Raw genomic sequence first — 12,050 nt, 5'->3', positions numbered from 1 at the left:
TCGTCGGACATCAAGCTGACTTACAACTTACCGTCCCGGCGAAGCCGGTCAGGCGTCGATGCGCTTGTACTTCATGCGATGCGGGGTGTTATCCCCGACCCGCTTCTTGTGGTCCGCTTCATACTCGGTGTAGTTGCCCTCGAAGAACTCCACATGGGAGTCGCCCTCGAATGCCAGGATATGGGTGGCGATCCGGTCGAGGAACCAGCGGTCGTGAGAGATCACCAGGGCGCAGCCGGGGAAGGCCAGCAGGGCCTCCTCGAGGGCGCGCAGGGTCTCGATATCCAGGTCGTTGGAAGGCTCGTCAAGCAGCAGCACGTTGGCCCCCTGCTTGAGGGTCTGGGCCAGCTGCAGACGGCCCCGTTCACCGCCGGAGAGCTCGTTGAGACGCTTCTGCTGATCGTTGCCCTTGAAGTTGAAGCGACCCACATAGGCCCGTGAGGAGACCTCGTAGCCGTTGATATTGAGCATGTCCTGGCCGTCGGAGACGGCTTCCCACACGGTCTGCTTGTCATCCAGGGCATCACGCAGCTGTTCGACATAGGCGATATCGACGGTCTCGCCGACCACCACCTCGCCGGTGTCGGGCTGCTCCTTGCCGGTGATCAGCTTGAACAGCGTCGACTTGCCCGCGCCGTTGCCGCCGACGATACCGACGATGGCTCCCTTGGGTATGCTGAACGAGAGGTCCTCGTAGAGCAGCTTGTTGTCGAAGGCCTTGGAGACGCCGTGGAACTCGATGACCTTGTCGCCGAGCCGCGGGCCGGGCGGAATATAGATCTCGTTGGTCTCGTTGCGCTTCTGGAAGTCGCCGGACTGCATCTCCTCGAAGCGATTGAGGCGCGCCTTGCTCTTGGCCTGGCGGCCCTTGGCATTGCTGCGCACCCACTCGAGCTCATGCTTGATGGCCTTGTTCTTGGAGGCCTCCTGCTTGGCCTCCTGCTCGAGGCGCTTCTCCTTGGCTTCGAGCCACCCCGAGTAGTTGCCCTCGAAGGGGATGCCCTGGCCGCGGTCGAGCTCGAGGATCCAGCCGGCCACGTTGTCGAGGAAGTAGCGGTCGTGGGTGATCGCGACCACGGTGCCGCTGTAGTCATGCAGGAAGCGCTCGAGCCAGGCCACGGACTCGGCGTCCAGGTGGTTGGTCGGCTCATCGAGCAGCAGCATGTCGGGGCTGGAGAGCAGCAGGCGGCACAGCGCCACGCGGCGGCGTTCGCCACCCGAGAGGTTACCGACGCGGGCATCCCAGGGCGGCAGGCGCAGGGCCTCGGCGGCCACTTCCAGCTTGCGGTCCAGGTTATGGGCGTCGGAGGCCTCGATGATGTTTTCCAGGCGAGCCTGTTCGCTGGCCAGGGCATCGAAGTCGGCATCCAGCTCGGCATAGGCGGCGTAGACGGCGTCGAGCTTCTCCTGGGCGTCCTTGATCTCGCCCAGCGCCTCTTCCACTGTCTCGCGAACGTTCTTGTCGTCGTCGAGCTGGGGCTCCTGGGGCAAGTAGCCGACGTTGATACCCGGCATGGGGCGGGCTTCGCCCTCGAACTCGGTGTCGACGCCTGCCATGATGCGCAGCAGGGTCGACTTGCCGGCGCCATTGAGGCCCAGTACGCCGATCTTCGCGCCCGGGAAGAAGGAGAGAGAGATATCCTTGAGGATCTGCTTCTTGGGGGGCACGATCTTGCCCACCCGGTTCATGGTGTAGACGTATTGCGCCATGGAGTTCCACTTGGTTGGAGGATTGGCTGACCCACGGATGATAGTGCCCGCAACGGGTAAAGGCCAGCCACTGGAGCGCACGGTCGGGGCCTACTCCTCTTCGTCGATCGCCCAGTCATCCTCGATGGCACGACGCAGGCGCCGCTCCTCGAGCAGTGACTCCACGCGGCGTCGGGCGCGCAGGGTGTCGGCGCGACTGGAAGCGCGGGGCGGCGCGTAGTCGTCATCGTTCATTGCATCAGCGGATTCCCGATCATTGTCATCATCGGAATCGAGAAGGTGTTCACGGCGCATGTGGCGTTCCTCCCATGGCCAGTGGTCGACCCGTGCCGACCGATCACATATCGCTTCTCTTCCCCTGTGCGTGCGTGGAATCCGAAGCGCCCGGACAACTCGGTCACAACACTCGGTCACAACATGGTTGCCTGGGCGCTATATAGTGCCAAAAGGCGAGAAGTGCAACCCCCTGGGCCCGATATCGTTGTCGGTGGTCAATCCAGGCCGTGCTCGGCCTTGACGCGCTCCAGCTCCTGCTGGGCCTCGACACGCTCGGTGACGTCCTTCTGTACCCCGATGTAGTAGGTGAGATTGTCGTCTTCGTCGTGGACCGGCGTGATCGAGAGCTCATTCCAGAACAGGGTGCCGTCCTTGCGATAGTTGCGCAGTATCGTTCGGCAGGGGCGTCCCTCGCCCAGTGCCTTGCGAATGGTGACAAGCCCCTCCTGGTCACGATCATCGTTCTGCAGGAACCGACAGTCCTGATAGAGGATCTCGTCGGCACTGTAGCCGGTCAGGCGCTCGAAGCCCTGGTTGATATAGATCAGGATGGTATCGTCGCCCTCCTGCTCGGCGACCACGATGCCATCATCGGAGGCGTCGACGATGCGCTCGAGCAGGTCCGGGCTGATCAGTGGAGATCGTTTCATATTGGGCGTTCCTGTCGCGAATCCTGTCCTGGCCGCCTGGGGGTGACGACATGCATTATGGAGTCAAGCCTGCCAGTTATCATGGCCAGAGGTCATGGTGATTGCAACGCACCACCGCTACTCTACCTCGGGCAGCCGGCTGGCGCTGGCGGCGGCGGCCAGCGCCATGCCGGCGAGTATCACCAGCAGGGTCGGGCTGCCCAGCCACTGGCCGAGGGCGCCGACCGCACCGCCCACCGCCAGCAGCAGCACCCCGGTAATGGTATTGGAGAGCGCCACGTAGAGGGCGCGGTTGTCGCCGCTGGCCATGTCGACCACATAGGTCTTGCGCCCCAGCCGCACCCCGGCGTGTACGACCACCAGCAGCGCATAGACCAGTGCATAGGGCCATACCGTCTGGGTCCAGCCGCCCGGCAGCCAGGCGAAGGCGGCGCCGAGCAGACAGCAGGCCGCCGCCCCCAGGCCGGCATCGCGCATCACCCGTCGGCTCGAGGCATCGGCACGCTTCCCCCACACCGGGCTTGCCAGCATGCCGGCGAGTCCCGACACCACGATCAGCACCCCCAGGCCCCCCAGCTCGGTGCCGCTCTGCTGCTGGCCGAGCAGTGCTACCCAGGGTAGCGCCAGGGCGCTGGCCAGGAGCAGGGTGCGGGAGATATTGAAGTGCAGGAAGGCGCGGTCCTCACGCAGCAGGCGCAGGCCCAGCTTGATGCTGTCCCAGGCATTCTCGCCGCCCTCCACGGCGCCGGGTGCCTCATGGATACGCGCCGCACACAGGGCATTCAGCGCCCAGCCCAGCGCCGCCACCCCGAGCAGCACGGCCAGGGCGACCTCTCCCTGGCGGTCCTCGAAGAGCATCAATACGCCACCGGCGGCCAGGGTCACGGCGCCCGCCACGCTGCCGCTCCACCCCATCAGATTGCCGCGGCGCTGCTTGGCGATGGTCTTGCCCAGCACATCCTTGGTAGCGATGGAGGAGAGTCCCCGGGCCAGCGAGAGCGCCACCAGGGTGGCAAGCACCAGGCTGCCGCCGACGCCGCCGGAGCCGAATAGCGCCAGCAGGGCGAGTATTGCGGCGGCCGCCGCCTGGAGCAGCCCTCCGGCCACCCATACCCACTTGCGCTGGGGCTTGAGGCGGATGAAGCCGGCCACGAACAGCTGTGGCAGCAGGGCGCCGGATTCGCGGATCGGCACCAGCAGGCCGATCATCCAGAGGGGGGCCCCGATCACCCCCAGCAGCCAGGGCAGCACCAGCCGTGCGCTGGACAGCTCGTCGGCCAGCTTGTTGCCCAGCGAGGCGATCAGATGCAGGAAGAAGCTGCGCGGCTGCTCGTCGCAAGCCTCATCGGGGATGTCCTTGCACATCCGGCTGTCATCGTCGCCGGTCAGCCATTCGTAGAGACGATGCTGGCTGATATCGGGTGCGGCCATGGGGGCTCCTCGCTGGTAGGATGGGGCCCCATTGTCGCGACAGGGAGGCCGCCGTGTCATCTATCAGATTCTTCGACTGTGTTACATCCACGCGGGTGACATCATGACCCGCGACGGTCAGGCCATGCTCTACGGCCTTGGCGCGGTGGCGCTGTGGTCCACCGTGGCCACCGCCTTCAAGGTGGCGCTGGGTTACATGTCGCCACTGGCGTTGATGTGGCTCGCCTCGCTGGTCTCCTGGGTGCTGATCGGCATCCTGGTGGCGCGCCAGGGATTGCTGGGCCAGGCGCTGCGCCGGGGTTGGCGCACCGCCGCCTGGGCCGGGCTGATGAACCCGGTGGCCTACTACCTGGTGCTGTTCGGCGCCTATGACCGCCTGCCGGGCCAGGAGGCCATGGCGCTCAACTATACCTGGGCGCTGGCCATGGCGTTCCTGGCGGTACCACTCCTCGGCCAGTGGCTGACGCGTATCGATGTGCTGGCGGGCCTTGTTGCCTACGCCGGGGTGTGGGTGATCGCCACCCGTGGTGCGGTATTCGACGTGGCCTTCGCCGATCCGCTCGGGGTGGGAATGGCGCTGGCCTCGACGTTGATCTGGGCGCTCTACTGGCTCCTCAACGCCCGTGACCATCGGCCGCCGCTGGTGGCCCAGTGGCAGAACTTCAGTGTCGGGGTGCCGGTGTTGACGCTGCTGCTGATCGCTGGCCCCGGTATCGAGTGGCACGGCTGGCCGGCGCTGGGGGCCGGGGTCTATGTGGGGCTGTTCGAGATGGGCATCGCCTTCGTGCTGTGGCAGCTTGCCGTGCACGGCGTGTCGCGTACGGCCAAGGTCTCCAACCTGATCTTCCTCTCGCCACCGGTGTCACTGCTGCTGCTCTACCTGGTGGTGGGCGAGCCGATTCTGCCCTCCACCCTGGTCGGTCTGGTACTGATCCTCGGTGGACTCGGGCTGCAGCAGTGGCAGAAGGCACCCTGAGTCAGGTGCTGCGACGAGGCCATTGAGTCGCGCGAGTCGAACCGGAAGCGTTGGCTGTGGGTGAGCCTTCATGAGTGCTCTCGGCGGTACTACAAGCGAACGCCTGGGCCGGTAACGCCATCCAGGCCGAGATCGAATACCGTTTGTCTCTCGATGTCGCTGGCAACCCCCTCGGCAATGGTCAGCACGCCCAGGGCGCGACAGAGGGTCGCCATGCCGAGGAGGACCGTCTGCTGCTCCGGGCTCGCCTCGATGCCCTGAACCAGGCTGCGATCGAACTTCAGGAAGGAGAGGCCACTGCCCTGCAGCTCGGCCAGGCGGGAGAACTCGCTGCCCACCTGTTTCAGACCAATACGACAGACCAGGGGCTCGAGGACTCTGCATAGCAGGCGGAACTGCTCCGGTTCACGCAGGGCGGCGGACTTCGGCAGTTCCAGCCACAGCAACCGGGCCTGCTCGGGGTGTCCCTTGAACAGCTCCGTCAGGCGGGTCAGGAAGTCCGCATCGCGAATCGAGGCGGGCGAGAGAGTGATACCCAGGGGTACCTGGTCGCGGCTGATGGTATCGATGGCGGCCTTGGCAACCGCCAGGTCGAGTGACGTAGTGAGCTCCAGCCGCGATACCCAGGGCATGAAGGTGCCCGCCGCACGCCACTCCCCCTCGAGATAAAGAAAGCAGGGGCCTTCATGATGCAGTAGGCTGCCCCCTGCATCGACCACCGGGAAGCTGGCCAGTCGGGGCCCCTGGGCGACGGCCCGCTCCAGGGCGCTCCGCCAGTCGGCGCGGTTGGTATAGAGCAGGTCGCTACGCTGGCTCTCGACCCACTGCTGGCCCAGATCACCCTGGGTTTCGGCGGCGGCCAGGGCACCATCCAGGCCGGCCATGAGCCTACTGATGGTATCTCCCGGTGCATAGTGGCAGAGGGCCGAGAGCAGCCCCAGGCTCGCCTCGCTCTCGCCGACCCGCAGGGCTTCCAGCTCGGCGCTGAGTGCCTCGGCCAGTGAACCGTCATCCTCGCAACCGGGAATCAGCAGGGCAAAGTCGCCACTATTCAGGCGGCCCACGATGCCACCGCCCTGGGTCCGGGCGACCCGGTGAAGACTCTGGCTCAGGCTCTTGAGCAGCTTATTGGTTGGCGCTCGCCCCAGGCGCTGGTTGACGTCGGTAAGTCGGTTCAGACGCACCAGCACCAGGCAGCCGCTGGCGCGTTCATCTTCGCTTTCGAGGTGCGTAGTCAGCTGGGTCATGAAGGCATCACGCCCCAGAGCGCCGGTCGCTTTATCCTGCTGTAGTCGGCGTCGCAGCTTGTCGAGCTTCTCGCTCTCGTTATGCAGCATCTCTCTTACGGAGTCGGAGAGCTGGTTCATGGCCTGAACCACCTGGCGCAGCTCGCGAGTCTGCGGCTCGGGGCTGGTCGTAAAACGCCGGGCGCCGATATCCCGGGCCTGGGCAATCACGGCCTTGAGTGGCTTTCGAATGGTCCGCACGATCCAGCCGGCGAGCAGCAGACCGATCAGGGCGGCCAGGCCGAACCAGGCGACCAACCGAATGGCGCCGTGCCACAGGGATTGGTAGGCGAAGCTATGCTGGCTCTGTAGGGTCAGGGTGCCGTATTGCTGCCAGCCGTTCTGGATCACCGCCTGGCTTGGCGGCACATCGAAACGTACCAGATCGACGAACCAGCCAGGCACGTTATCGACAGGGGCAGCGGCCTCGCGCCGGGCCAGCAGCTCGCCATCGGGGGCGTGCAACTCGATCAGCTGGTAGTGGCCGGTGTCGAACTGAGCGGCCATCAGCAGTTCGATAATGACCGAATCCTTGTCAAGCTGACTCATGGAGAGCGCCAGGGCATTGACGTTGTCGATGTTCTTGACCCGAATTTCCTGCTCGGTGTAATTCCTCAGCGCCGACAGCCCGACCGCCAGGCTGCCACCCAGGGGCAGTAGCAGGATCACCAGAACCGTGATCCACAGTTGTTTTATCAGCGACATGGCGGCCACTCCTCTGCGAGGTTTCGTGGTGTAACCACGGTGGTTGGTGTCGTTGTCAGGGGTGAAGTCATAGGAAGCCCTGCTCCTGCATCCGTGACAGTGCCCTGCTCCACCGCGACAGGCGCTGTAAGGGGTTGGCGCGTGACTGCGTCGAGCCGACGGCCCATAACCCATCGCTATTGAAGCTGAACACGGGGTCCAGATCGGTCCGCTGGGCGGCGGGGGTGATCGTGGTCACCAGGTTGTCGAGGACCAGTGGCTCGCTGGCGGGGGTCTCGTAATATCCCAGCACCATATGCGCCTGGGTCGCCTGTCTGCGCCCGATGCGCGCCCGAACATAGATCATGCGCAGCTGCTGATTCGGCACGCCGAGGCGCTTCAGGGTGATGTATTTGGCGATGGAGAAATCCTCGCAGTCGCCCTGGGCCTTGCCCATGGTCTCCAGCGGCGTGGCCCAGTAATCTTCCTGACCCCAGATATCGATATCATCCAGCCAGCGAATGCGGCGATTGAAGAAGTCGTTGGTGTCGCGAAGCTGCGTCTGCAAGGGTTGGCTGGCCAGTCGCTCGAGCAGCGCGAACCACTCCTCCAGCATCGTGCTGCCCCGGTCGCCATAGCGGTTGCGCATCACCAGGCGCAGCTGGTCGGGCCTGAAGCTTGCCTCGACTGGCCCCGGCCAGCCGCCGATACACAGCGTCGTCAACAGGATCAGGCCACCGCCGAGCAGGCCGCGACGCGAGTAGCGTGATGGTGAATGCGGCGGTGGCATGAATAGGGTCCAGTAGCGGGATTGTGTCCACTATACCGGCAGCAGGTGAGTTAAGGTTTAGTCTGATACCAGGTCCAGATCAAACTCCAGCAGTGCCTTCAATTGGGGCCAGACATTTTCCAGAATGATGGGTTGGCCGGCGGCGGTGGGGTGGATGCCGTCGTCCTGCATCAGGCTGTCATCCAGGGCCACGCCCTCGAGCAGGAAGGGGACCAGCGGCAGCTCGAAGTCGTCGGCAAGGCGGCGGTAGACCCCGGTGAAGGCGTCACGATAGGCCCGACCATAGTTGGGGGGAATATCGATACCCAGCAGCAGCACCTCGGCATTGGTCGCGTGGCTCGCCTCGATCATGCGTCGCATGTTGGCCTCGAACTGGCCGGGAGGCAGGCCGCGCAGGCCGTCGTTGCCGCCCAGTTCGAGAAGAACGATGTCGGGGTCATGCTGTCCGAGAAGCTCGGGTAGGCGGCTCGCCCCGCCGCTTGAGGTCTCGCCGCTGATGCTGGCGTTGATCACCCGCGCCTTGTCCTCCAGCCTCGCCTGCAGCAGGCTGACCCAGCCCCTGTCGGCCTCGATGCCGTAGGCCGCGCTGAGGCTGTCGCCCATCACCAGCAGGGTGGTGCGATCGTTGGCCTGGGCCGAAGCGACACCTATCGACAGGATCAGCGCCAGCAGCCAGGTGGTGAAATGGCGCAGTGCAACTTCAGGGAATTCCTTCATCATGAACGCAACCTCTCGCACGGATATGACACCGATTCTACACGCCGAGCATCTGATCAAGCAGGTAAGAAGCGGCGAGCGCCGGCTCACCATTCTGAGTGACCTGGCCATCTCGGTGTTCCCCGGCGAGACGGTGGCGATTCTCGGCCAGAGCGGTGCCGGAAAGTCGACCCTGCTGGGACTGCTGGCCGGGCTCGATCTGCCGACTGGCGGTGAGCTTGCGATGTTCGGCCAGCGGCTCGCCGACCTCGACGAGGATGGTCGGGCGCGGCTGCGGGCCGGTCGTGTCGGCTTCGTGTTCCAGAACTTTCAGCTGCTGCCGACCCTGACCGCCCTGGAGAACGTGCTGTTGCCACTGGAGCTCTCGCCCCGCACGGACAGCGAGCAGCGAGCCAGGGAGTGGCTGGCGCGGGTGGGACTCGGCGAGCGCCTCGACCATCTGCCCAAGCAGCTCTCCGGCGGCGAGCAGCAGCGCGTGGCCCTGGCGCGCGCCTTCGTCACCGGTGCCGAGCTGGTGTTTGCCGATGAGCCCACCGGCAACCTCGACCCCGCGACCGGCGAGCGCATCATCGATGCCCTGTTCTCGCTCAACCGCGAGGCCGGCACCACCCTGGTGCTGGTGACCCACGACCATGCCCTGGCACGGCGCTGTGACCGCTGCCTGCGTCTCGATCACGGCCGCCTGGAGGAGATGGCGCTCGACGAGGTGGGCGCATGAGTCTCTCCATTCTGCGCCTGGCACGTTTCTCGGCCCGGGGGCTCGTCCGCGACCTGCGCGCCGCGGATGTGCGTGCGCTGTTCGTCGCCCTGGCCCTGGCGGTGGCCGCCTCCACCATGATCGGCTTCTTCCTCGACCGGTTGGACCGCGGCCTGACCCGTCAGGCGAGCCAGCTGCTGGGCGGTGACCTGGTGCTGGAACAGGGGCACCCCTTCGATGCCGAGTTGCGCGCCACCCTGGAGGAGGCGGGCCTGGTGCTCAGCGACCAGGTGGACATGGTCTCCATGGTCAGCCTGGCTGACGCCTTCCAGCCCGCCAGCCTCAAGGTGGTGGATGATCGCTATCCGCTCTATGGCGGGGTACATGTCGACCAGGGGGAGGGTGTCGAGGTGGTGGCTCACGGCCCGTCTCCGGGTGAGGTGTGGCTGGCTCCCCGCCTGGCATTGCTGCTCGAGGCCGAGATCGGCGACCGCGTGCGCCTGGGCGAGAGTGAGCTGACCGTCGGTGGAGTGGTGGAGCGCGAGCCGGATCAGTCCGCGGGATTCGGCAGCTTCAACCCGCGGCTGATGATGCATCGTGACGACATGGAGGCCACCGAGCTGGTCCAGGATGGCTCGCGGGTGGCGTTCGAGCTGCTCGGTGCGGGGCCGCCGGCTATCCTCGACGACCTGGCGCCGCTGCTGGAGCGGCTGCGCCGCGACGGCGTCGAGGTCCGCGATGTGCGTCGCGACCGTCCCGGGCTCGGCAGTGCCCTGGAGCGGGCCGAGCGCTACCTGAGCCTGGCCGGGCTCGCCGCCGTGCTGCTGGCCGGGGTGGCGGTAGCGATGTCGACCCGACGCTATGTCGATCGCCACCTGGATACCGCCGCGCTGCTGCGCTGCTTCGGTGCCACCCAGGGCGAGCTGAGCCGCCTGTTCGGCCTGCAACTGCTGTGGCTGGCGCTGGCGGCCTCGGTGCTAGGAGCCCTGCTGGGCCTGGCCAGTCAGGCGGCGCTGCTGGCGCTGCTCACCGCCTTCCTCCCCCTGGAACTGCCGCCCCCGGGCATGCTGCCACTATGGCTCGGGGTATTTACTGCCTTGTCGGTGCTGGTGGGCTTCGCCGGCCCCACCCTGCTGCGACTCAAGAGGGTCAGCGCCCTCAAGGTGCTGCGCCGCGAGCTCGATCCGCTGCCCGCCTCGGCGTGGCTGGTGGTGGCGGTGGCCAGCGGCGTCTTCGGTGGGCTGCTGTGGCTCTACTCCGGCGATCCGGGTCTGGCGCTGGGGCTGCTGCTGGGCGGCCTGGTGATGCTGATGGTGCTGTGGGGGCTGGGGTCGCTGCTGCTCGGCGGTGTGTTGCGACTGGCGGCCCGCCTGCCGCGTAACGGGCGCGAGGCGGGTGTGGCCCAGGCGCTGCGGCTGGGCGGCGCCCAGCTGGCACGCCGACGCACCGCGAGCCTCGGCCAGCTGCTGGCCTTCGCGGTCACCTTCTTCGCCATGGCGATGATCGCCCTGGTGCGCGGCGACCTGCTCTCCACCTGGGAGGCGCAGCTCCCCGCAGAGACGCCCAACTATTTCGCCATCAATATCCAGCCCCATGAGCGCGAGGCCTTCGAGGCATCCCTCAGTGGCGCTGCCGATGCCCGCAGCGCCCTCTACCCCATGGTGCGCGGGCGTATCACCGCCATCAATGACATGGCGCCGCGCGAGGCGGTGCCCGCCGAGGCGCGCGGCGACAATGCCCTGCGCCGTGAGCTCAATCTCACCTGGCGCGAGACGCTTCCCGAGGGCAATCGCCTGGTCGCCGGCACCTGGTTCGATCAGCAGAAAGAGAGTGCCCCCGGCGACTGGTATGCCGAGGTGGCCAGCGAGTCCGCCACGTCGCCCGAAGCCGAGCGGGTGCCGATCTCCGTGGAGGACGGCCTGGCCGAGCGACTCGGCCTGGGGCTGGGTGACACCCTGACCTTTACCATCGGTGCAGCCGAGATCATCGGCGAGGTGAGCAGCCTGCGCGACCTGGACTGGGACAGCTTTCGCCCCAACTTCTTCGTCATCTTCCCACCCGGGGTGCTGGAGCGCTTCGGCCACAGCTATATCACCGCCTTCCACCTCGACGACGCGGAGCGCGAGGTGCAGCGTGGGCTGGTGCGCGACTTTCCCGGCGTGACCCTGCTCAATGTCGATGCCATCCTCGCCCAGGTGCGAGACCTGCTGAGCCGGGTCACCCGCGCCGTGGAGGTGGTGCTGGTCTTCGTGCTGCTGGCCGGCGTCAGCGTGCTCTACGCGGCGCTGACCGCCAGCCTTCCGGTGCGTGCCCACGAGAGTGGCCTGCTGCGGGTGTTCGGTGCCGGCAATCGCCTGCTCTCCCGGGTACAGGGCGCGGAGTTTGCCATCCTCGGTCTGGCCAGTGGTCTGATGGGGGCGTTGCTTGCCGAGCTGGCCGCCGCGGCGCTCTACCTGGCCTGGCTCGATCTCGCGCCGCGCCTGCATCTCTGGCTATGGCTGGTGCTGCCGTTGGGTGGAGCCCTGCTGATCGGAGCCATCGGGCATCTGCTCTCCCGGAACCTGCGCCGCCAGGCCCCGGCCACGAGCCTGGGGTTGTTGGGCGAGACCTGATGGGGCGTTGTCGGCCAGTCTTGCCGTCAGGTTAGCCCCGCACGAAGCGCGATCTGCCATGGCCCTGAAAAGTCAGGCAGAGCTGTTGCAGTTACCAACAGGGAAGTAGTGAAAGGCGCCGGGGGCAGGTCGGAGAGGGGGTCCGAGGACCAAGGAAGGCCGAGGTAGCCTACAGGGAAGTACTCGTAGCGCCCCCTCGACGGGCTTGTCCCCGGAATAGC

Annotated in this window: 10 protein-coding genes; 3 read left to right on the top strand and 7 right to left on the bottom strand. The window is 66.3% G+C overall.

Annotation, left to right across the window (positions count from 1 at the left end):
* Positions 1 to 48 precede the first annotated feature (48 nt).
* The 4 genes from ettA to IOC61_RS06545 all read right to left on the bottom strand — a co-directional run bounded on the left by ettA (position 49) and on the right by IOC61_RS06545 (position 4,067).
* On the bottom strand, positions 49 to 1,710 hold the full coding sequence (gene ettA / locus IOC61_RS06560) for an energy-dependent translational throttle protein EttA (RefSeq protein WP_195688067.1): 1,662 nt from the start codon (positions 1,708 to 1,710) through the stop codon (positions 49 to 51).
* 90 nt (positions 1,711 to 1,800) lie between these two features.
* Entirely contained in the window at positions 1,801 to 2,004 is a 204-nt protein-coding gene (locus tag IOC61_RS06555; RefSeq protein WP_195688066.1) for a PA3496 family putative envelope integrity protein, read from the bottom strand.
* Between the two features lie 197 nt (positions 2,005 to 2,201).
* Positions 2,202 to 2,636, bottom strand: a complete 435-nt coding sequence (locus IOC61_RS06550; RefSeq protein ID WP_195688065.1) for a PAS domain S-box protein — start codon at positions 2,634 to 2,636, stop codon at positions 2,202 to 2,204.
* 117 nt (positions 2,637 to 2,753) lie between these two features.
* Complete coding sequence (locus IOC61_RS06545) at positions 2,754 to 4,067, bottom strand: MFS transporter (protein WP_195688064.1); 1,314 nt, start codon at positions 4,065 to 4,067, stop codon at positions 2,754 to 2,756.
* A gap of 103 nt (positions 4,068 to 4,170) precedes the next feature.
* Between IOC61_RS06545 and IOC61_RS06540 the strand changes: the two genes are divergently transcribed.
* Positions 4,171 to 5,043 (top strand): DMT family transporter, encoded by an 873-nt coding sequence (locus tag IOC61_RS06540; RefSeq protein ID WP_195688063.1) that lies wholly within the window; start codon positions 4,171 to 4,173, stop codon positions 5,041 to 5,043.
* Positions 5,044 to 5,132: 89 nt separating this feature from the next.
* Here IOC61_RS06540 and IOC61_RS06535 read toward each other — a convergent pair whose 3' ends face one another.
* The 3 genes from IOC61_RS06535 to IOC61_RS06525 all read right to left on the bottom strand — a co-directional run bounded on the left by IOC61_RS06535 (position 5,133) and on the right by IOC61_RS06525 (position 8,523).
* Positions 5,133 to 7,034: a LapD/MoxY N-terminal periplasmic domain-containing protein gene (locus IOC61_RS06535; protein WP_195688062.1), complete on the bottom strand. Its 1,902-nt coding sequence runs from the start codon at positions 7,032 to 7,034 to the stop codon at positions 5,133 to 5,135.
* Between the two features lie 67 nt (positions 7,035 to 7,101).
* The gene (locus IOC61_RS06530; RefSeq protein ID WP_195688061.1) at positions 7,102 to 7,803 is read right to left on the bottom strand and encodes a transglutaminase-like cysteine peptidase; all 702 of its coding nucleotides are present in this window, start codon (positions 7,801 to 7,803) and stop codon (positions 7,102 to 7,104) included.
* A 57-nt stretch (positions 7,804 to 7,860) separates the two neighbouring features.
* Positions 7,861 to 8,523, bottom strand: a complete 663-nt coding sequence (locus tag IOC61_RS06525; RefSeq protein WP_195688060.1) for an arylesterase — start codon at positions 8,521 to 8,523, stop codon at positions 7,861 to 7,863.
* Between IOC61_RS06525 and IOC61_RS06520 the strand changes: the two genes are divergently transcribed.
* Positions 8,522 to 9,238: an ABC transporter ATP-binding protein gene (locus IOC61_RS06520; protein WP_195688059.1), complete on the top strand. Its 717-nt coding sequence runs from the start codon at positions 8,522 to 8,524 to the stop codon at positions 9,236 to 9,238. The two genes, IOC61_RS06525 and IOC61_RS06520, sit on opposite strands and share 2 nt — an antisense overlap.
* Complete coding sequence (locus IOC61_RS06515; protein ID WP_195688058.1) at positions 9,235 to 11,829, top strand: ABC transporter permease; 2,595 nt, start codon at positions 9,235 to 9,237, stop codon at positions 11,827 to 11,829. The genes IOC61_RS06520 and IOC61_RS06515 overlap by 4 nt, the downstream gene beginning before the upstream one ends.
* Positions 11,830 to 12,050: the final 221 nt, after the last annotated feature.

Source organism: Halomonas sp. KAO (assembly GCF_015595025.1).
Lineage (GTDB): Bacteria > Pseudomonadota > Gammaproteobacteria > Pseudomonadales > Halomonadaceae > Halomonas.
This window is presented reverse-complemented; position numbering and strand designations above follow the sequence as displayed.

Bases quoted from the DNA above. Each gene is read 5' to 3' on its own strand.
- IOC61_RS06555 (WP_195688066.1), bottom strand. From the start codon at position 2,004: ATGCGCCGTGAACACCTTCTCGATTCCGATGATGACAATGATCGGGAA.
- IOC61_RS06520 (WP_195688059.1), top strand. From the start codon at position 8,522: ATGAACGCAACCTCTCGCACGGATATGACACCGATTCTACACGCCGAG.
- IOC61_RS06540 (WP_195688063.1), top strand. From the start codon at position 4,171: ATGACCCGCGACGGTCAGGCCATGCTCTACGGCCTTGGCGCGGTGGCG.
- IOC61_RS06535 (WP_195688062.1), bottom strand. From the start codon at position 7,034: ATGTCGCTGATAAAACAACTGTGGATCACGGTTCTGGTGATCCTGCTA.
- ettA (WP_195688067.1), bottom strand. From the start codon at position 1,710: ATGGCGCAATACGTCTACACCATGAACCGGGTGGGCAAGATCGTGCCC.
- IOC61_RS06530 (WP_195688061.1), bottom strand. From the start codon at position 7,803: ATGCCACCGCCGCATTCACCATCACGCTACTCGCGTCGCGGCCTGCTC.
- IOC61_RS06545 (WP_195688064.1), bottom strand. From the start codon at position 4,067: ATGGCCGCACCCGATATCAGCCAGCATCGTCTCTACGAATGGCTGACC.
- IOC61_RS06550 (WP_195688065.1), bottom strand. From the start codon at position 2,636: ATGAAACGATCTCCACTGATCAGCCCGGACCTGCTCGAGCGCATCGTC.
- IOC61_RS06515 (WP_195688058.1), top strand. From the start codon at position 9,235: ATGAGTCTCTCCATTCTGCGCCTGGCACGTTTCTCGGCCCGGGGGCTC.
- IOC61_RS06525 (WP_195688060.1), bottom strand. From the start codon at position 8,523: ATGATGAAGGAATTCCCTGAAGTTGCACTGCGCCATTTCACCACCTGG.